General features: G+C 63.1%; 18 protein-coding genes. 12 read left to right on the top strand and 6 right to left on the bottom strand.

The genetic code is table 11. The features are described 5' to 3' along the window. The first annotated feature begins 27 nt into the window (after positions 1–27). Together RVY79_RS11095 and RVY79_RS11090 are read left to right on the top strand one after the other, a co-directional pair. Complete coding sequence (locus tag RVY79_RS11095; RefSeq protein ID WP_317464198.1) at positions 28–1,395, top strand: glutamine synthetase family protein; 1,368 nt, start codon at positions 28–30, stop codon at positions 1,393–1,395. Between the two features lie 6 nt (positions 1,396–1,401). Further along, positions 1,402–2,232: a helix-turn-helix transcriptional regulator gene (locus RVY79_RS11090; RefSeq protein WP_317464197.1), complete on the top strand. Its 831-nt coding sequence runs from the start codon at positions 1,402–1,404 to the stop codon at positions 2,230–2,232. 83 nt (positions 2,233–2,315) lie between these two features. Here the strand turns inward: RVY79_RS11090 and RVY79_RS11085 are convergent, their stop codons facing one another. Both RVY79_RS11085 and RVY79_RS11080 read right to left on the bottom strand, forming a co-directional pair. Then, positions 2,316–3,857, bottom strand: coding sequence for an aldehyde dehydrogenase (locus tag RVY79_RS11085; protein ID WP_317464196.1), 1,542 nt, complete (start codon positions 3,855–3,857; stop codon positions 2,316–2,318). Between the two features lie 15 nt (positions 3,858–3,872). Continuing rightward, positions 3,873–5,111, bottom strand: a complete 1,239-nt coding sequence (locus tag RVY79_RS11080) for a Zn-dependent hydrolase (RefSeq protein ID WP_317464195.1) — start codon at positions 5,109–5,111, stop codon at positions 3,873–3,875. A gap of 191 nt (positions 5,112–5,302) precedes the next feature. Between RVY79_RS11080 and RVY79_RS11075 the strand changes: the two genes are divergently transcribed. From RVY79_RS11075 to aguA, 3 genes are all read left to right on the top strand, one after another. Then, on the top strand, positions 5,303–6,700 hold the full coding sequence (locus RVY79_RS11075; protein ID WP_317464194.1) for an aminotransferase: 1,398 nt from the start codon (positions 5,303–5,305) through the stop codon (positions 6,698–6,700). Between the two features lie 86 nt (positions 6,701–6,786). After that, positions 6,787–8,208, top strand: a complete 1,422-nt coding sequence (locus RVY79_RS11070; RefSeq protein WP_317464193.1) for a Na+/H+ antiporter NhaC family protein — start codon at positions 6,787–6,789, stop codon at positions 8,206–8,208. Between the two features lie 8 nt (positions 8,209–8,216). Beyond that, a complete protein-coding gene (gene aguA, locus RVY79_RS11065) occupies positions 8,217–9,329 on the top strand; it encodes an agmatine deiminase (protein ID WP_317464192.1) in 1,113 nt (370 codons plus the stop codon). Between the two features lie 69 nt (positions 9,330–9,398). Here aguA and RVY79_RS11060 read toward each other — a convergent pair whose 3' ends face one another. Together RVY79_RS11060 and RVY79_RS11055 are read right to left on the bottom strand one after the other, a co-directional pair. Further along, positions 9,399–10,136 carry a glutamine amidotransferase-related protein gene (locus RVY79_RS11060; RefSeq protein ID WP_317464191.1) on the bottom strand — a complete coding sequence of 246 codons (738 nt, stop codon included), beginning with the start codon at positions 10,134–10,136 and terminating at the stop codon, positions 9,399–9,401. A gap of 54 nt (positions 10,137–10,190) precedes the next feature. Continuing rightward, the gene (locus RVY79_RS11055) at positions 10,191–11,540 is read right to left on the bottom strand and encodes a glutamine synthetase family protein (RefSeq protein WP_317464190.1); all 1,350 of its coding nucleotides are present in this window, start codon (positions 11,538–11,540) and stop codon (positions 10,191–10,193) included. Between the two features lie 229 nt (positions 11,541–11,769). Here RVY79_RS11055 and RVY79_RS11050 point away from each other — a divergent pair, with 229 nt between their 5' ends. Then, the gene (locus RVY79_RS11050) at positions 11,770–12,582 is read left to right on the top strand and encodes a helix-turn-helix transcriptional regulator (RefSeq protein WP_317464189.1); all 813 of its coding nucleotides are present in this window, start codon (positions 11,770–11,772) and stop codon (positions 12,580–12,582) included. A gap of 68 nt (positions 12,583–12,650) precedes the next feature. Here the strand turns inward: RVY79_RS11050 and RVY79_RS11045 are convergent, their stop codons facing one another. Further along, positions 12,651–13,403 (bottom strand): CDP-alcohol phosphatidyltransferase family protein, encoded by a 753-nt coding sequence (locus RVY79_RS11045; RefSeq protein ID WP_317464188.1) that lies wholly within the window; start codon positions 13,401–13,403, stop codon positions 12,651–12,653. Positions 13,404–13,584: 181 nt separating this feature from the next. Between RVY79_RS11045 and RVY79_RS11040 the strand changes: the two genes are divergently transcribed. The 5 genes from RVY79_RS11040 to RVY79_RS11020 all read left to right on the top strand — a co-directional run bounded on the left by RVY79_RS11040 (position 13,585) and on the right by RVY79_RS11020 (position 17,917). Then, on the top strand, positions 13,585–14,562 hold the full coding sequence (locus RVY79_RS11040) for a zinc-binding alcohol dehydrogenase (RefSeq protein ID WP_317464187.1): 978 nt from the start codon (positions 13,585–13,587) through the stop codon (positions 14,560–14,562). An 80-nt stretch (positions 14,563–14,642) separates the two neighbouring features. Further along, on the top strand, positions 14,643–15,041 hold the full coding sequence (locus RVY79_RS11035) for a 6-carboxytetrahydropterin synthase (protein ID WP_317464186.1): 399 nt from the start codon (positions 14,643–14,645) through the stop codon (positions 15,039–15,041). Beyond that, the gene (locus RVY79_RS11030; RefSeq protein WP_317464185.1) at positions 15,038–16,087 is read left to right on the top strand and encodes a glycosyltransferase family 4 protein; all 1,050 of its coding nucleotides are present in this window, start codon (positions 15,038–15,040) and stop codon (positions 16,085–16,087) included. The genes RVY79_RS11035 and RVY79_RS11030 overlap by 4 nt, the downstream gene beginning before the upstream one ends. Further along, positions 16,084–16,950 (top strand): methyltransferase domain-containing protein, encoded by an 867-nt coding sequence (locus RVY79_RS11025; RefSeq protein ID WP_317464184.1) that lies wholly within the window; start codon positions 16,084–16,086, stop codon positions 16,948–16,950. The genes RVY79_RS11030 and RVY79_RS11025 overlap by 4 nt, the downstream gene beginning before the upstream one ends. Next, positions 16,937–17,917 (top strand): lysylphosphatidylglycerol synthase transmembrane domain-containing protein, encoded by a 981-nt coding sequence (locus tag RVY79_RS11020; protein ID WP_317464183.1) that lies wholly within the window; start codon positions 16,937–16,939, stop codon positions 17,915–17,917. Before RVY79_RS11025 ends, RVY79_RS11020 begins: the two co-directional genes overlap by 14 nt. Positions 17,918–17,921: 4 nt before the next feature. Here RVY79_RS11020 and RVY79_RS11015 read toward each other — a convergent pair whose 3' ends face one another. Next, the gene (locus RVY79_RS11015) at positions 17,922–18,767 is read right to left on the bottom strand and encodes a RibD family protein (protein ID WP_317464182.1); all 846 of its coding nucleotides are present in this window, start codon (positions 18,765–18,767) and stop codon (positions 17,922–17,924) included. Between the two features lie 83 nt (positions 18,768–18,850). Between RVY79_RS11015 and RVY79_RS11010 the strand changes: the two genes are divergently transcribed. Next, positions 18,851–20,005: a GTP cyclohydrolase II gene (locus tag RVY79_RS11010; RefSeq protein WP_317464181.1), complete on the top strand. Its 1,155-nt coding sequence runs from the start codon at positions 18,851–18,853 to the stop codon at positions 20,003–20,005. Position 20,006 lies beyond the last annotated feature (1 nt).

Genomic DNA, 20,006 nt, shown 5'->3' with positions numbered 1-20,006 from the left:
GCCTCATTTGCAGAGCAAGGAAACCCCATGAGTAACCGTCAGGAACACCCCGAATTCAACGACTGGTTTCAAGCTCGCGGCATCACCGAGGTCGAGTGCCTGGTCACCGACCTCACCGGCATCCTCAAGGGCAAGATCATGCCCGCGGGCAAGTACCTGGGGGGTGGTCGCCCGCGACTACCGGACTCGATCTTCATCCAGACCGTCACCGGCGGCTATCCCGACGACGATGATATCCACTTCTGGAATCCTGCCGAACGGGACATGGAGCTGGTACCCGATCCTAATGCCATCTTCCTGGTGCCCTGGGCCGATGATGCCACCGCCCAGATCATCCACGATTGCCACTACCTGACCGGCGAGCCAGTGGAGCTTTCCCCCCGCCACGTGCTCAAGCGGGTACTATCCTTCTACGAGGCGCGTGGCTGGAAGCCGATCGTCGCGCCCGAGGTCGAGTTCTTCCTGGTCAAGACCAACACCGACTCCGACTATCCGCTGGAACCACCGATCGGCCGCAACGGTCGCCAGGAAAGCAGCCGTCAGTCGTTCTCCATCGATGCGGTCAACGAGTTCGACCCGCTGTTCGAGGAAATGTACGACTACTGCGATGCCATGAATCTCGACCTGGACACCCTGATTCACGAAGAAGGCGCCGGGCAGATGGAGGTCAACTTCCAGCACGGCGACCCCCTGCGGCTGGCCGATCAGGTGGTGATGTTCAAGCGCGCCCTGCGCGAAACGGCACTCCGTCACGGTATGTATGCCACCTTCATGGCCAAACCGATGGCCAATGAGCCAGGCAGTTCGATGCATCTTCATCAGAGCCTGTTGGACGCCGAATCCGGTGACAATCTGTTTGCCGGCGAAAACGGCAAGTCCAGCCGGCTGTTCCAGCAGTTCATCGGCGGGTTGCAGCACTACCTGCCGTCGGCCATGCCGCTGCTGGCGCCCAACGTCAACTCCTACCGGCGACTGATGCGCACCGAGACCAGCGGCTCGGCGCCGACCAATGTCGAGTGGGGCACCGACAACCGCACCGTGGGCCTGCGGGTGCCGGTCTCAACGCCTGAAGCGACTCGGGTCGAGAACCGCCTGGCGGGGGCCGATGCCAACCCTTATCTGGTCATGGCAGCCTCGCTGGCCTGCGGCTATCTCGGCATGCTCGAACAGCTCGAGCCACGCCCGCCGATGATCGGATCGGCCTGGTCCGGCGGCCACAAACTACCTGACGATATCCGTCCGGCGCTGGATATGCTGAGCGATTGTCAGCCGCTGGCCGAGGTCCTCGGCGAACGTTTCACCAACAGCTACCTGGCGGTCAAGCGCGCCGAGCACCGCGAATACTTCCAGGTGATCAGTTCCTGGGAGCGCGAGCACCTGCTACTTAGGGTCTAAGCTTTCGTGACACCGACCGACCACCTCGCCAATCCAGCCAGCCTGGCCTGGCACCATCATCTGGCCCGCCTGTTCCAGGCCGTCGCCGGTAGCGGCTTTCCGCTCCTGTTGGAGCAGACGCTGCGCGAGCTGGTCGGTTTCGATACCATCCTGATCAATACCTATAAAGGACAACGACGACCGCTGCTGATCCACGACAATTATCCGCCGACACGCCGCGAGCAGGGCATCGAACGCTATTTGAACCAGGCCTTTCTGCTGGACCCCTTCTTCAAGGCCGTGTATGACGGGCTGGAGAGCGGCGCGCACCGGCTGCGCGAGCTGGCCCCGGATCGTTTCGAGAGCAGCGACTACTATCATCACTACTACCGTGCCCTGGGGCTCAGCGACGAAATCGGCTTGTTCGCCAGGGTCGATACTGACGTCGTCATGGTGGTGTCACTGGGGTTTCGCGACGATGCCCCGAGGATTACCCGCCGGGATCTGCTGGCGTTACGACACATCTCGCCAGTGCTGGAAGTCCTGCTCAGCGAATACTGGAAGTGGCAAGAACATCGCTTCCACCAATGCCTGGCCGAGCGGGAACCGGTGGAGGAAGCCTTCGACAGCTTCGGGCGGGAGCGCCTGACGGCACGCGAACGCGAAATCGTGCGTCTGCTGCTGGCCGGTCACTCCACCAAGTCGGCGGCCCGTGAGCTGGGCATCAGCGACGGCACCGTCAAAGTCCATCGCAAGCACCTCTATCAGCGCCTCGAGGTCTCCAGCCAGTCGCAACTCTTTCGGCTGTTCCTCGACCACGTGGCGCTGGTCTCGCGGCGCCAGACAGAACAACAGTAGGCCTCAACACGAACTCGACCATAGCGTCATGAGGGGCCCTTCCCTGGGCCTGCTTGCCTTCCTCGGTGGCATTGCAGCCATGCTCACGACGCGGGCGTCAGCGTCATCCACACCGTCTTGAGATCGGAGTATTCCTCCAGCGAGTGGTGGGACTTGTCGCGGCCGTTGCCGGACTGCTTGACGCCGCCGAAGGGCACCGTCTGGTCCATGTCCGCCCAGTTATTGACGAACACCTGGCCCGAGCGCAACCGTCGCGTAACGCGCATGATGCGATCGATGTCCTGGCTCCACAGGCCTGCTGCCAGACCATAGTCGCTGTCGTTGGCAAGCCGCACGGCCTCTTCCTCGGTGTCGAAGCCGAACACCGCCAGTACCGGACCGAAGATTTCCTCGCGGCCGATGGTCATGCTATCGGTCACGCCGTCGAATACCGTCGGACCGATGAACAGGCCTTGGCCGTTCGCCCCCTCGCCGTCCAGCGCCTTGCCGCCGGTACGTAGCGTTGCGCCTTCTTCAACGCCCTGGCGGATATAGTCGAGCACCCGCTGGTACTGGGTCTGATCGACCATCGCCCCCATGAAGCTCGCCGGGTCCAGCGGATCGCCGGGCTGCATGCGTTCGGCGGCGCTCAGCACCTTGTCGACGAAGCGCTCGCGAATGCTGTTTTCGACCAGCAGCCGCGAGCCGGCGATGCACACCTCGCCCTGGTTGTGGAAGATCGCCGCGGCGCCGTGCTCGGCCACTCGGTCCAGGTCCTTGCAATCGGCGAAGACCAGATTCGGGCTCTTGCCGCCGCACTCCAGAAAGACCTTCTTGAGATTCGACTGGCCGGCGTACTGCATCAGTTGCTTGCCTACCCCGGTGGAGCCGGTAAAGGCCAGACAGTCGACGCCCATCGACAGTGCCAATGCCTTGCCCACCGTGTGGCCGAAACCGGACAGCACCTGAAAGACGCCGCGCGGCAAACCGGCTTCACGCGTCAGTTGGGCGAGACGCAACGCTGACAGCGGCGACTTCTCCGAGGGCTTTAAGATGACGCTGTTGCCGGCCGCCAGCGCCGGCCCGATCTTCCAAGCCGTCATCATCAACGGGAAGTTCCAGGGCACGATCGACGCCACCACACCGAGCGGCTCGCGCAGTACCAATCCCAGGCTATCCTCGCCAGTGGGCGCGATTTCGCCATAGAGCTTGTCGATGGACTCGGCATGGTGACGAATGCAGCCGATGGCACCAGCCATGTCCCCCATGGCACTCGACACCGGCTTGCCCATGTCCAGGCTGTCGAGCAGCGCCAACTCGTGCTTGTGCAACTCCATCAGCTCGGCCAGACGCAGCAGCACGGCCTTGCGTTCGCCCGGTGACAACCGCGACCACGCGCCGCCCTCGAAGGCACGTCGCGCCACCGTCACCGCTGCCTCGGCGTCGGCGGCATCGCAGCTGGCTACCTTGGCGAGCGTCTCGCCGGTGGCCGGATTGAGGCTCGTGAAAGTCTCGCCGCTGACAGCGTCAACGAAGGTATCATCGATATAGGCACGCGCCTCGAGGCTCTTTTCGACACTCAGATGCTCGGCCAGTGCCCGCCAATCGGCATGGGTTTCGGGAATTGAAGTCTTGGATTGAGTCATGTCGTTCTCCCCAGGTCAGTACACGCGACTGGCGCGTTCAAGAATGGCATCGCAAAGCACTTGAGTGCCTGCGGCACAGTGTTCCGGCGTGGCGTATTCAGCCTCGTTGTGACTGATACCGTCACGGCAGGGAATGAAGATCATGGCCGTCGGCGCCACCCGAGACACATAGACGGCGTCGTGACCGGCGCCACTCATCATGCGACGGTATTTCAGGCCATGCTCTAGAGCGCCACGTTCCACCGCAGCCACGCACTCCGGCGCGAACGCCACTACCGGCGAGGCCCATATCCGCTCTTGGGCCACCGTGACGCCGCAGGTCTCGCCCACGTCGGCGAGTAGCCCTTCGAAATACGTTTGCAACGCGTTCAGTTCGCTCTCTACCACATGGCGCAGATCGATAGTGAGCTTGACGTCGCCCGGCACCACATTGCGTGACGCCGACACGATATCTAGACAACCGCAGGTCACCTTGGTATCGCCGCTATCGTCCGCCAGGGCATGGGCCTGCAGTCGGTCGATCAGGCGCGCCGCTGCCGCCAGAGCATCGCGGCGATAGCGCATGGGGGTCGGCCCGGCATGGGCCGACTGGCCCGAGAGCGTCACGTCGAACCAGCGCATGCCCTGGACGCCGGTCACCACGCCGATGGGCTCGCCCTCTTCCTCGAGTACCGGGCCCTGTTCGATGTGCAGCTCGAAGAAACTGTCCAGTCGGGGCTCGCCAACCGGCGAATCTCCCGCGTACCCGCAGTCAGCCAACGCTTCACCGAACGTCACGCCATCGCGGTCCTCGCGGGCCAGCGTCGACTCGACGCTGAACGCACCGGCATAGGTGCCGGAAGCGACCATGGCCGGCGCGAAGCGGCTGCCTTCCTCGTTGGTCCAGACCACCAGTTCCAGCGGCCGCTCAGTCACGATGCACTGATCCGCGAGGGTACGGAACACTTCGAGTCCGGCCAGGACGCCGAGCACCCCATCGAAGCGGCCTCCCTTGGGCTGGGTATCCAGGTGGCTGCCCATGGCCACCGGATCGAGGTCATCGCGCTTGCCGGCACGGCGAATGAAGATATTGCCGACGCGATCGACTCGCCAAGTACAGCCGAGCGACTCGCACCAGTCGAGCAACAAGCGTCGTCCGGCGGCATCCTCTGGGGTCAAGGCCAGACGGCCACTACCGCCGTTCTCGGTAGGACCGATCTCGGCCATCGCCATCAGGCTGTCCCACAACCGTTGGCCGTCAATGGAAACCGCCATGAGGTACCCCCTTTGTGCTTGTTAGGTGTTTGAACCATTGAACACATTAGGCGGCCCACCGGTCGTTGCGATATACCCCTATCAGGATATATTCCCGCCCTCCCTTTCCTCGCTAGTCTCTTTCCGACCACAACGACTCATCGCGGCCACTTATCACGGCAATGACCGCTTTTAACTTGCGAGACGACACCATGAGCACCGAAACCCGTCCCCACGATGCCCAAGCGCTCTGGCAAAAGGACAAGGATCACTTCATTCATCCTTTCACCGACTTCAGCGTCTTTCACGAGGAAGGCTGTGACCTGATCACCGACAGCGAGGGCATCCACGTCCAGGATGCCAAGGGCAACCGCTTCATCGACGGCATCGCCGGGCTGTGGTGCGTCAATGTCGGCCATGGCCGGGCCGAGATTGGCGAGGCCATGGCCGAGCAGGCCACGCGCATGGCCTACTTCTCGACCTTCAACAACCTCTCCAACGTGCCGGCCACGCTGCTCGCCGACAAACTCGCCGAGCTGGCGCCCGCGCATCTCAATCACGTCTTCTACAGCTGCGGAGGCTCAGCGGCCAACGATGCCACCATCCGCCTGGTGCATTACTACTTCAATCGCCTCGGCAAACCGAACAAGAAGCGCATCATTTCACGCAACAATGCCTATCACGGCACGACCTACCTGGCCTCTACCCTGACGGGAATCGCGAGCAATAATTGGGACTTCGATACTCTCGATCATCTGGTCACCCATCTGAGCGAGGCCAATTGTTACCGCCGCCCCAAAGGCATGAGCGAAAGTGAATACTGCGACCACCTAGTCCGGGAGTTCGAGGACACCGTCGCCGAGATCGGCGCCGACAATATCGCCGCCTTCATCGCCGAGCCGATCATGGGCGCCGGCGGCGTGCTGGTAGCCCCCGTGGGTTACCACAAGGGCATGCAGGCGGTGTGTCGGGCCAACGACATCCTCTACATCGCCGACGAGGTCGTGACCGGTTTCGGCCGTCTGGGGCACTTCTTCGCCTCCGAGTCGGTGTTCGAGACCCAGCCCGATATCATCAATTGTGCCAAGGGACTGTCTTCCGGCTATGCGCCGCTGGGCGCGACGCTGATCTCCGACGAGCTCTACGACGTGCTGTCCACCCCGCAGGGGCCGGGCGGCGTGCTGAGCACCGGCTTCACCTACTCCGGGCATCCGGTGAGCTGCGCAGCGGCGCTCAAGAACATCGAGATCATCGAGCGCGAGGGGATCTGCGAAAACGTCCGCGCGGTAGGCCCCTATCTCGAAGAGCGCCTGCAGTCGTTGTCGCATCACGCCACAGTGGGCGACGTGCGCGGTAGCCATTTCATGATGTGTCTCGAGAACGTCGCCGACAAGCAGACCAAGGCGCTCTTTCCGGTGGAGGCACGGGTTGGCGACAGGGTCGCCTTCGAGGCCCAGAAGCGCGGCCTGATCATTCGTCCGGTGGGCCATCTCAACATCGTGTCGCCCCCGCTGATCTGGACCCGCGAGGTGGTCGACGAGGTAGTGGCCATCCTCGACGCGGCGCTGACCGCCGCGACGGCGTCACTCAAGGCCGACGGTTACCTGTAAAAGAGCATTCTCGACCTGTCCGTTGGGGCATCCGAGGTAGGCCGCCCGTAGAAGGTCATTCGCCATGGACGGCGAATGTAGCACCCATGGAAGGGGTTACAGCGCCTTCCAACGAGACGGTCTACCGCGCCCCCGAGACCACAATCACAAAAGAGTATTACATGGACACTTACGGACTCTGGAGCCTGTTTCCCACCCTCATCGTGCTGATCATGGCCATCGTCACCCGCCGCACCATCGAATCACTGATGACCGGCGCCCTGGTCGGCATGTTGATGATCGATCCGACAAGCGTGGTGACCCAGGCCTCCGACACGTTACTCACGGTGCTCGGCAACGACACCGTGACCTGGATCATCCTGGTCTGTGGGCTGTTCGGCAGCCTGATCGCGCTACTGGTGCGTACCGGCGGCGTGCTGGCCTTCGGCGACGTCATGACCCGTCGCATCCACGGCCGGCGTCAGGGGCTGCTGACCACCTGGGTCCTCGGTCTGGCCATCTTCGTCGACGACTACCTCAATGCCCTGGCGATCAGCGCCTCGATGAAGAAGATCACCGACCGCTTCAAGGTCTCGCGGGAGATGCTCGCCTACATCGTCGACTCGACCGCCGCGCCGATCTGCATCCTGGTGCCCTTCTCCACCTGGGCGGTGTTCTTCGCCGGGCTGCTCGAAGAAAACGATGTGACCGGCAGCGGTATGGGGCTCTACATCGAATCGATTCCCTACATGTTCTACGCCTGGATCGCCGCCGCGGTGGTGCCCTTGGTCGCGATGGGGTGGATCCCCGCCATCGGCCCCATGAAGAAAGCCGAGCTGCGCGCCAGCGGCGGTCAAGTGATGCCCGACGGGGCCGAGGAAAACGCCCTGGAAGTCGAGGACGAAGGCCAGCGCCGCCCGCATCTGCTCAACTTCTTGCTGCCCATCGCCAGCCTGATCTTCTTCACCTGGTATTTCGATATCGACATCCTGCGCGGGGTGATCGTGGCCCTGGCCGTGACACTGGTACTGATCTTCAGTCAGCGCCTGATGAGCTTTCACACCACCTTCGATACCGCGCTCGAGGGCTTCAAGTCGATGCTGATGCCGCTGGGGACGCTGGTCGCCGGCTTCACGCTCAAGGAAGTCAACGACGGTCTGGGACTCACCGAGTATGTGATCCAGACCCTGCAACCCTTGATGACCGCACAACTGCTGCCGGCGGTGAGCTTCGTCACGATGGCGTTCCTGGCCTTCGCCACTGGCTCGTTCTGGGGACTCTTCGCCGTGGCGATGCCCATCGTTCTGCCGCTGGCGAGCAGCGTTAACGCCGAGATGCCGCTGGTGATCGGCGCGCTGATCTCGGCCAGCGCCTTCGGCAGTCACGCCTGCTTCTACGGCGACTCCACCGTACTCTCGGCCCAGGGCAGCGGCTGCACGCCGATGGCCCATGCCCTGACACAGCTTCCCTATGCACTTATTGCCGCCTTCCTGGCAACGCTGGTATTCCTGGCAGCAGGCTATCTTTGAGGTTCGTCATGAACGACACACACATCGCGACTGAGCGTCGCAACGCCACTCCCGCCGAGCGGGGCTTTTCCATGCCCGCCGAGTTCGCCGCGCACGACGCCTGCTGGATGCTCTGGCCGCAGCGCCCCGACAACTGGCGCTACGGCGCCAAGCCGGCGCAGGCGGCATTCGTCGCCGTCGCCCGGGCGATCGCCGAGAGCGAGACACTCTTCGTCGGCGTCAACGACGATCAATACGAAAACGCCCGCAACCAGTTACCGATGCACATTCGGGTGATCGAGCTTTCCAATAACGACGCCTGGATGCGCGATGTTGGGCCGACCTTCCTGACGCATCCGGATGGTCGCCTGGCAATGGTCGACTGGGAGTTCAATGCCTGGGGCGGACTCAACGGAGGGCTCTACTTCCCCTGGGACAAGGATCGCCGCATCCGCCAGAAGATCGCCGAGATACTCGGCATCGAACGCTTCATCACCCCGCTGGTGCTCGAGGGTGGCGCGATCCACGTCGACGGCGAGGGCACCCTGATTACCACCGAGGAGTGCCTGCTCAACCCCAACCGCAATCCCGATCTCGATAAAGCCGAGATCGAACGGCTGTTGTGTGTCTATCTGGGTGTCGAAAAGGTCATCTGGCTACCGCGCGGCTGTTTCCAGGACGAAACCGACGGCCACGTCGACAACCTGTGCTGCTTCGTCGCCCCCGGCGAGGTGGCGCTGACCTGGACCGACGACGAGAGTGATCCACAGCAAGCCATCTCCCGCGAGGCCCTGGCGATTCTCGAGGCTGCTACCGACGCCAGGGGACGGCGGCTTACCGTGCACAAGCTGCCGATGCCCGGTCCGCTGACCATCGCCGAGACCGAAGCCAGCGGCGTCGACCGGCTGAGCAGTTCGCGCCCGCGCCAACCCGGCGACCGCATGGCCGCCTCCTACGTCAATTTCTATATCGGCAACGCGGTGGTGGTGATGCCCAAACTCGATCCGGCCTACGACGATGAAGCGCGAATGATCCTCGAGAGATTGTTCCCAAACCGCCGGGTGGTCGCCGTCGATGCCCGCGAGATCCTCCTGGGCGGCGGCAACATCCACTGCATCACCCAACAGCAGCCCCGGGCCTGACGCTGTCAGGCACTATCGTACGACAAGCCTATGCAGCAGGATGGCCATGTCAGATACGCTCGACGACGCCTACTCTGTTGAAGAGCAACCCTGCTGCAAAAAAGCGGCCATCCAGTGAGCGACTTGCAGTGAGTCCGTACGCGCAGACGCCTCATGGAGCTTGGTCAGCGCCTGGTCGGTTGCCGCCGCCGGAATCGGGGCGTCTCGACGTGACTGAAGCAACCGGGTTTCGAACGCCACGTTGAACTCCGGATGCGCCTGCAGAGTCAGGATGCGATTGTCGTACTGGAGCGCTGCAAACGGACAGAAAGACGACGAAGCCACGACCTCGGCCTGCTTTGGCTTGCTCAACACCTGATCCTGATGCACTGCATTCAGCGTGAATTGGCCCCCCAGTGCGCTCAGTTCCGGCACGCTTTTGTCCAGTTGATAGGTATGCAGCCCTACGCCCCAACCTTGCGGATACTGGTTGACATCGGCCCCAAAGGCTTCCGCCACGATCTGGTGGCCAAAGCAGATCCCCACGATGGGACGGCCGGTGCCGTAGATCTCGAGAATCAGTGCTTTCAAGCGTGCCATCCAGGGCGTCTTGTCGCAGACGCTGGATTTTGAGCCGGTGATGATCCAGGCATCACAAGCATCGACTGATTCGGGAAAGATATCGTCGCGGACATCGAAGGTAATGAAGGTAAAGTCATAGCCCGCTTGCCCGAACAAGTTAACGAACATGTCGGCGTAGGAGCCATGCGTTTCGATCAGATTGTCCGGCGTGGTGCCGGTGGCCAATATGCCGATTTTCAGCGTCATGACGAATTCCTCACTCACGGTCGCGCCGTGCCTGTCTTTAGCGCCTGGCCAGGATCAGAGCAATCCCAGATAGGCCTCGTATTCGATATCGGAGATGCGCTCGCTCAGGCGACTGCACTCCTGGCGTTTGGCTTGCGCATAGACACGCACGAACTCGTCGCCCAGGTATTCCCGCAGTCTCTCACTCTGGTCGAAGCGAGTGATGGCGTCCTGCCATTCACAAGGCAACGGATATTGGGGATCTTCTTCGGTGTAGGCATCACCTTCCACCGGGGCATCTGGCTCGAGTTCGTTTTCCATGCCATGCAGCGCACCGGCGAGAATGACCGCCAGCACCAGATACGGATTGGCATCGGCACCGGCTACCCGATGCTCGATCCGCCGCGCTAGATTGGGGCTTTCCGGCACGCGCAGCGCCACCGTCCGGTTCTCGTAACCCCAGCTAGCATGGGTCGGTGCATAGGCGCCCGGCATGAAGCGACGATAGGAATTCAGGTGCGGCGCAAACACCAGCATGCTCTCCGGCATCAACTGCATCAGCCCCGCAATGGCATGACGCAGCAGGTCACTACCCTGCTCAGTGCCGTCATCGAAGACATTGTGACCGTCGCGGTCGAGCAAACTGAAATGCGCGTGAAAGCCGTTGCCGCTTTCCTCGACATAGGGTTTGGCCATGAAGGTAGCCGCATAGCCATGGCGACGGGAGACGCCGCGTACGAGGCGCTTGAACAGGATCGCCTGGTCGCCCGCATGCAGCGGATCGGCCACATGATTGAGGTTAACCTCGAATTGCCCCGGCCCCATCTCGGCAATGATGGTGTCCGCGCCGACGCCCTGCGCCTGGCAGGCTTCGCGCACATCGGCAAAAAACGCCTCGAAGCCATCCATTTCCTCAACGGAATAACCTTCCGTATTAGCCAGGCGACGCCCTTTCCCATCCGCCAGTGCCGGCGGAATCGGCCGCTGGATCCGTTCCGACTCGGCATCCATCAGGTAGAACTCAAGCTCGGTGGCCATCACCGGTGTCAGCCCTTTTTCGGCGAAGCGATCTACCATGCGCTTGAGCACCTGGCGAGGATCGGCCTTGAAAGGCGTGCCATCAGGATTGAACATCATCGCCAGCATCTGGTCACGCGGTACTTCCGACCATGGCACCGGAACTGGCTCTTCACTGACAGGCATGCAGATGCCATCGCTGTCACCGGTCTCGAACACCAGACCATTGGCCAAAACATCGGCCCCCCAAAAATCAAAGCCCACCACCGAGCGCGGCAGTTTGAGCCCTTCCTGTCGGACCTTTTTCAAACCGCTGGCGGGCATACGCTTGCCGCGTAAATTACCGTTCAAATCCGTGATGAAGAGATCCAGCTCGCGGTTCTTGTCCTGCTTTTTATTCGTCGCCATAAGCGTGACTCTTGAGTGCTTTTCGAAAATCAGAGCATCAAAATATCCCATCCAGATAGTGGTGTATCTATCACCCCAGGGGTATCCGGCCAGTGGCAGACGTCGTGTATCTCTGCCTCCGACATGCCCCGAAGGCAAACCGGGCTGGTACCGGTCCCCCATCTGGCTTAGCCTTGGTAAAATTCCTGATAGCCCCCTTTCGGCCGCCTAAAAGAAGCAAGGACAAGCGATGAGAGATCGCGTTAATCAGATACAGACTAATGAAAGTTGGCAGAAAAACCTGGCCGTACTCATCGAGCATCAGCGACTACGCAGTTTCCCGATGATGCTGGAGGCCTTCCTGTCGACCCTGTGCTTCTTCGACACGATTCTGCTACTGACCTACAAGAAATCGCTGCGACCGATTCTCGTCCATCCTTCCGACCCGGCGGAGCAGAGCGACACCCTGCGCCAGTACATCAATCATGCCTATGTGCTCGACCCGCTGTTCCACGCCATCAAGGACACCGCATCTCCCGGCATCGTGCGACTTGCCGACATCATGCCGGATTCGTTCAAGAGCACCGAATACTATCAAACCTGCTACCAGAACTTCGGGCTGGTGGATGAGATCAACCTCTTGATCCGTCTCGATGACGAAGTGACCTGCGCCATCACGCTCGGGCGCAAAGCCGCGCTGGAGAGCATTTCGCGGACCGAACTGAATGCCTTACAAGAGTTTCACCCGGTCATCAGCGCGCTCATGCGCCAGTTCTGGCAGACCCAGTCCGACGAGTTCCTGCAATACGGCCGCTCCGACGGCCCCATGAAGCGTGCACTGCGGACCTTCGCCAGCGGCGTTCTGACTCAGCGTGAGCGAGAAATTACCGATCTGATCCTGCGGGGCTTTTCCTCCCAGGCGATTGCCGACCACCTGAAAATCAGCGTCGGCACGGTAAAGGTGCATCGCAAGAACATCCATACGCGACTGAACACCTCCACTCAGGCGGAAATCTTCACACAGTTCATCAACCACCTGAATCACCTGGAAGAACATCACTAGACGGGCTGATCAAGCGCACAAGCTGAATCTTACGTTGAGCCGAACGCCTCCTCCAGGACCGAGAGGCCTCAGATACGCGTGCGTCGTTGGCGATATAGCCACGCGACATCACTCGCGAACGAGTACATCAGCAATACCAGCGCCAAGCTCACACAGAGCATGGCCCAGAAAGGCGCCACGAACGGCAGCAGCGCCACCAGCAGACTGGCGACTTGCCATACGCACACCAACTGGCGGCGAAAGCTTGGGGGGAGCGGCCGTTGCAACCAGTGCCACACCAGCCCTGCCACGACAAAGCCATAGCGCAGCGCCCCGCATAACAGCACCCAACCGCCCAGCTTGTCGAGCACCACGAGCGCGCAGCACAGCACGGCGATGAAGAAAGCATCCAGCTCCATATCGAAACGAGCGCCGAAGGCAGTGGCAGAGTGCGTATGCCGGGCCACCCAACCATCGAGGCCATCCAAGCACAAGGCCAACAATGCCAGCCCGACCATTTCCAGCGTATGACGTTGCATGAAGGCGGGAAACGCCATGCTGCCGGCAAGCAGGGCGATCAATACCCCTCGCAGCAAGGTCACACGATTGGCCCAACCCAGCCAGCGCAATGCTACTGGCCAGCCCCATACGATCATGACCGCCATCGCCAGATACACACCTCCCACCATCCAGCCAAGCCCAGGGGGTGCCGCCAAATGCCACTGTAGGGTTTCCACCAGCAACCCGACCAGGCATAAGCCCAACAGCAGCTCCAGAACCGCCGGCAACCCATGTACCCACGATGCTCTGCGACCGCTGGCGTGGTGTGATGTGTCACGCATGACCTTTTCTCCCAAGCGTCTGCGTTCAACTATGACAGAGGACCCAATCAACAGCGCGACTTTCACTACGCTGATAGCACTCGATACCTAAAATAAAATGGTACATAAATGCCTCTGTGTACAATACCTGTACATGAATGATGTCATGAACGATACTTGCAGCCACAGAAGGAGGTTTTCCATGCACGCAGCGAATGCTCAGGCTTTCTGGATGCAGGCACCGGGCCACGGCGAGGTCAGGCAGCACGCCTTGCCCAACCGCCAGGCACACGAGTTGTTGATCAGAACACGCTACAGTGCCATCAGCCGCGGCACCGAAAGTCTGGTGTTTCAAGGCAAGATCCCGGAGAGCGAATACACCCGCATGCGTGCGCCTTTTCAGGAAGGGGATTTCCCGGGGCCGGTCAAATATGGCTATGCCAACGTCGGCGTGGTCGAGGAAGGGCCAGAGAACTGGCGTGGCCGCGAGATTTTCTGTCTCTATCCTCACCAGACGCGCTACGTGATTCCCATCGAGGCCGTCGTCCCCCTACCCGAGGATCTTCCCGCCGCACGCGCAGTCCTCGCAGCCAACATGGAAACCGCCGTCAACGCCCTATGGGATGCCGCTCCACGCGTCGGCGATCGCATCAGCGTCATCGGCGCCGGCGTGGTCGGCAGCCTGGTCGCCTGGTTGTGTCAACACACGGCCGGCGTACGCGTGCAACTGCTCGACATCGATACCGGAAAGGCCGAACTGGCCGCCGCATTGGGTTTGCCTTTTCGCCACCCGCACGATGCCGAAGATGCGCAGGACATCGTGATCAACGCCAGCGGCAGCCCTCAGGGCTTGCGCAGCGCCCTGGCACTGGCAGGGTACGAAGCGGAGATCATCGAGCTGAGCTGGTTCGGACGCGACGAGGTCACACTGCCCCTCGGCGAGGCTTTTCATTCGCGGCGGTTGACGCTGCGTGCCAGCCAGGTCGGCGGTGTCTCCCCGTCACGCCGCGCGCGTCGCAGTCATGCCCAACGCCTACAACTGGCCCTGACGCTACTGCGCGACGCCCGCCTCGATGCCTTGATCGACGCTGAAAGCGACTTCCTTGACCTACCCAACGCCCTGGCACGGCTCAGCGACGCGGATCGCCCGGCACTGTGTCATCGCATACGCTATTCGTGACGCCACCACCATGCGGTGGCACCCATCTAACACGCATACCCAGTAACACGCATAACCGCAATACAAAAGGAGCCACACGGATGTTCAGCCTGACGGTTCGAGACCACTTCATGATCGCGCACAGCTTCAACGGCGAGATCTTCGGCCCTGCACAGCGCTTGCATGGCGCCACCTACGTGGTCGATGTCGCCTTCAAGCGCCCCGAACTCGACCGCGACGACCTCATCGTCGATATCGGCCTGGCCAGCCAGACGCTTTCCCGCGTTCTGAAGGAACTCAACTTCAACAACCTCGACGACGTGCCCGAATTCCAGGGGCGCAACACCACGACCGAGTTCATGGCCAAGGTGATTTTCGAGCGGCTCGCCCATGCCATCCGCCAAGGCGAACTCGGCGAGACCGGGCATGGACTGACGGCCCTCGGCGTGACACTGCATGAATCGCATATCGCCTGGGCGAGTTACGAGGGCGCGATATGAGCCATCCCGTGACCCTGATCGTCGCCGGCGATCCCGCACAGTTGACCGGCGGCTATGTCTATGACGCACGCGTCGTCACGGCCCTGCGCGAACACGGTTGGCCGGTCGAGGTCATCGGCCTCGAGGGGCGTTTTCCCGAACCCGACGCCACGGCGAAAAAGGCACTTGAAAACGCCTTGGCGGCGCGGCCCGAGGGCGCCCATGTGATCATCGATGGACTCGCGATGGGTGGCTTGCCCGACGTCCTCGAGGCCCATACTCAGCGCCTGGCGCTCACCGCCCTGGTTCACCATCCGCTCGCCGATGAAACCGGTCTCGGCGACGCCGAACGCGAACGCTTCTTGATCAGCGAAACACGCGCACTGTCTGCGGTGCACAATGTCATCGTTACCAGCCCTTTCACCGCGCGGCGCCTGGCGGATTTCCAGGTGGATCCTGAGCGCTTGCACGTGGTCGAACCCGGCGTGATGCGCGCCGCGCCGGCACGTGGTAACGCTGAAGTGCCGCACCTTTTGTGCGTGGCCACGGTCACTCCGCGCAAGGGGCATGATGCGCTCGTCGAAGCGCTGGCCTCGCTGACCGACCTGCCCTGGACATGCGACTGCATCGGTGGTCTGGATCGTGCGCCGGCGCATGTCGAGCACGTTCGGGCACGTATCGCCGCCCACGGCCTGGAAGAACGCATCCACCTGCTCGGTGAGCGACCCGCCGATGCCCTGGGCGAGGCCTACCACGCCAGCGACATATTCGTGTTGCCCTCGCACTACGAGGGCTACGGCATGGTTGTCAGCGAAGCCCTGGCGCATGCCCTCCCCGTGGTCACCACTACCGGGGGCGCGCTCGCCCATACTCTGCCCGACGATGCCGGCCTCAAGGTGCCTCCCGGCGATGTCGAGGCGCTCGCCGCTGCGCTGCGCGAGATGCTCGGCGACCCGCGCAAGCGTCAAGCATGGCGCGCAGGCGCCGAACGTGCTCGGACCTCGCTACGCGACTGGTCGCAAGTCGGTGCGGCCTTCGCCGCCGCCTTGCAACGAGGTAGTGCATGAACACCGCCGGTACGTTCAGCGAGCCCTGGCTGGCGAGGCGCGAGCAAGCCGACCACGACGCCCGCGCCATGGCGCCCTTGCAGGCCGCCGTCGATTGGCTTGCCGCGCATGAGCGCCATGTTCCCTGGAAACTACTCGATCTTGGCTGTGGCAGCGGTGCCAATGTGCGCTATCTCGCGCCTCGCTTGCCCGGCCCCCAGCACTGGCACCTGGTCGATCATGACGATTCTCTGCTTACTCATGCCGTGGAACGTTGTCAGGCCTTGCGCGATCACGCGGGAGCGCCCATCCACGTGACCACGCATCAGCGCGACCTGCATGCGCTCGATGCGTCGTGGTTCGACGGTATCGATCTCGTCACCGCCTCGGCACTGTGCGATCTGGTGAGCGCCACCTGGATAGAGACCCTGGCCGACGCCTGCGCGGCTCATCGCGCCGCGGCACTGATCACGCTCAGCGTGGACGGCGAGATTCGTTTCCAGGCCGATGACGTGGCGGACAATGATGCCGAAGATGCCTGGCTCCTCGAGGTACTCGCCGCGCATCAACGCCGCGACAAAGGCCTCGGCCCCGCGCTGGGCACCGCGGCCCCCCAGGCATTAGTCGAAGCCTTCACCGCCAGAGGCTTTCATATCATCGACGCTGCAAGCCCCTGGCGCCTGACACCGGCGCAGCGTCCCCTGGCGCTGAGCCTGATCGACGGCTGGGCTGCCGCTGCCCGCGAACAAGCGCCGCATGAGCGCCGGCGTATCGAGCGCTGGCGGCAACATCGCCGGGAGGCCCTCGATCAGGGCCATCTCGACCTGTACGTCGGGCACCGCGATCTGTTCGCCGCCCCGGAGCCCGCCCATGCGTCCCGCTAACGCCACCCTCGCACGCCTGGGCGTCAGCCTGGCGCTGATCGGGGTGCTCGCCTGGCAACTCGACACGCGAGCGCTGCGTGACGCCTTCGTCGCCCCCGCGCCGAGCTGGCTGTTGCTGGCATTGGCCCTCAGCGTGCCCCAGGTAGTGCTCTCCGCCTGGCGCTGGCGTCTGACCGCCCGCCGCATGGGGCTGACGCTGCCGCTACGCCGCGCCGTGGCGGAATACTACATGGCTACCTTTCTCAACCAGGTACTGCCGGGCGGCGTCATCGGCGATGCCTCGCGGGCCTGGCGCCATGCCCGATCGAGCAGCGACCGTCCACGGGCCTGGCGCGCGGTGATCATCGAACGCCTTTCCGGCCAACTGATGCTGGCCGTGATCGCCATCGCGGGGTTCCTGGTCTCATCAGACTTGCGCGAGAGCGTGCTCGGTGGCCTCTCCCGGCTGGGAGACATTCCCGGCGGACTGACGATGGGGATCGTCGTATTGGGTGTAGTGGGGATCTGGGGCTATCGTCGCCCGCCGGCCTGGCTGGGCGACACGCTGGGCGATCTCGGGGCTGCCCTGGTCGCCTCGCGCATGTGGCTCTGGCAATGCGTCAGTTCCCTGGGCGTGGTTGCGAGCTATGTCGCCATCTACGCCATCGCCGCCCGTGCCGTGGGGGCCGATATCGACCTCGCCACCCTGTTGCCGTTGATCCCGCCGGTGCTGATGGTCATGGCGATCCCCCTCTCGGTCGCCGGCTGGGGGTTGCGCGAGAGTGCCGCCGCATTGGTGTGGATGGGCGCCGGGCTGGACCCCGCTCAGGGTGTGGCCATTTCACTGGTCTACGGGGTCATCGTGCTGGTCTCGAGCCTGCCGGGCGCCTGGCTGCTCTGCCGCCGCCGTCCCCCGCGCCGGGGTCGCGACACCCCGACAGGCGCTCTGCTAACGAGCAAGCGTGGAGGCGACTGCCATGCACGATGATTTATTACCCCACGTGACCGGGGCGCAGCGTCAGATCGAACAGCGTGTCGTCGCCCATCGCGAACGTGCGACACGGCGGACGCAGAGCGGCGTCGAGGGTCTCGATCTCGGCCAGGCTCACCGCCGGGCGCCCCGAACCGATCAACAACGGCGCCACGACCACATGCAGGCGATCAAGCTGACCATCCGCCAGGAACCGCGACACGGTCTGTCCGCCACCCTCGATGAGTACCCGGTGAAGACCGCGTGCCGCCAGGGTATCGAGCAACGCCGAGGGCGTCAGGTCGGCTGCACTCTCGGGCACCAGCGACTCGACATGCGTGCCCAGGGTATCGCGCGGCAACGGGTGCCGGGTGATATGCAACGTGGGAGCGTCACTACGCTGGAGTACACCGCTGGTCGCGGGAACGCGCCCGTTGGGGTCGAGAATCACGCGTACCGGGTTGTTCCCCGTCACATGCCGCACGGTGAGTTGCGGATCGTCGGCACAGGCCGTACCCGCCCCGATCACCACGGCATCGACCAGCGCACGCAGGCGATGAAGATGCACGCGGCTGGCCTCGCCGGTGACGTAGTGCGAGGCGCCAGTGATCGTAGCGATACGTCCATCGAGGCTCTGGCCGAGTTGCGCGATGACGAAATGCCCGGGCGTGGCGCTGCTCGGCAGCAGACTATCGAGCAGTGCCGTCGCCTCCGCCGTGACCGGGCCCTCGGCCTGCCAGGCGCCGCCGCGCCAGATTCGCAGCCGACCGTTCGCCAGCGTCAACGCCGCATGGGCGTCCCAATCCTCGCGCCGAGCCTCGCAAATCCCTTGCCAGGCCAGCGCCACATCGAGTGTCGCAGGGCTCATACGGTCTCCCGTGCCGTGTGCCAACGAAAGTGTCATGACACGTCATCGAAGCATTACGACGCGTAAAAACCAAGGAGAGGCTCATGAGACAGGTAGAACGTGCGATCTTCGACTTGCGCCGCGGCCTGCCGGTCGTGCTGCGCACCCTGCAAGACGACGTCTTGATCCAGCCACTGGAAGGCATCGACGACACCGCCCTGGCTGCGCTCGCCGATATGGCCGGCCATGCGCCCCGCCTGGTGATCACCGCACATCGCCTCGCCCGACTGGGGACGCTTGCCCCCGATGACGTCGACGCAGTAAGCCTGCCACTCGGCACGCATCACCGCGCCAGCGATATCGTCGCCTGGGCGATGGCCGCCATCGCCGAACCTCCGGATGTCCATCCGCCCGCACCCGCCTCGGCGGCGGAAACGGCTGCGTTGGGCTTGATGCGGCGCGGCCTGCTGGTCCCCGCCGCGCTCAGCGCCCGGGTCGATATGACGCAGCGCGAGACCCTGGCCGCGCTCATCGACGACGGCACCCTGCTCGGTGTAGCACTCGACGACGTGCAACGCTACGGCGAAGGCGACACGACCTCGCTCAAGCGTATCAGCGAAGCCAACGTGCCTCTCGCCGATGCCGAACACACCCGTTTCGTGCTGTTCCGTGAAAGCGACGGCCTGCGCGAGCATCTAGCGGTGCTGGTCGGCGACCCCGCCGACTGGGCAGACGCCGTGCCGGTACGTCTGCATTCGGCGTGCCTGACGGGCGATCTGTTCGGCAGCCTGCGCTGCGATTGCGGCGAACAACTACGCACCAGCGTGGCGGCCATTAGCGAACGTGGCGGCGGCATCTTGTTGTATCTCGCCCAGGAAGGACGCGGCATCGGCCTGGCCAACAAGCTACGCGCCTATGGCCTGCAGGATGCCGGGCTGGATACCGTCGATGCCGATCAGGTGCTGGGTTTCGGCGAGGACGAGCGGCAGTACCGGGCAGCGCTGCAGATGCTCGCCGAGCTTGCCGTCACACGTATCGCGCTGTTGACCAACAACCCCGAAAAGATAGCGGCCATGAGCCTCGGTGGCATCGATGTGGTGGGACGCGAGGCCTGCTACGGCAAGCTCAACGAGCACAATCGACGCTACCTGAGCGCCAAGGCCGAACGCGCCGGACACTGGCTAGAGGACGTACTCGAAAGCCGCGATGTCAGCGACAGACACACCCCGCGCCGCGACACCTCCGGCTCGCTCGAATGAC

This window comes from Chromohalobacter sp. HP20-39, from assembly GCF_033052815.1.
In the GTDB taxonomy this organism is placed as follows: Bacteria; Pseudomonadota; Gammaproteobacteria; order Pseudomonadales; family Halomonadaceae; genus Chromohalobacter.
The sequence above is the reverse complement of the archived record's forward strand: the minus strand, read 5'-3'. Positions and strand labels throughout refer to the sequence as shown.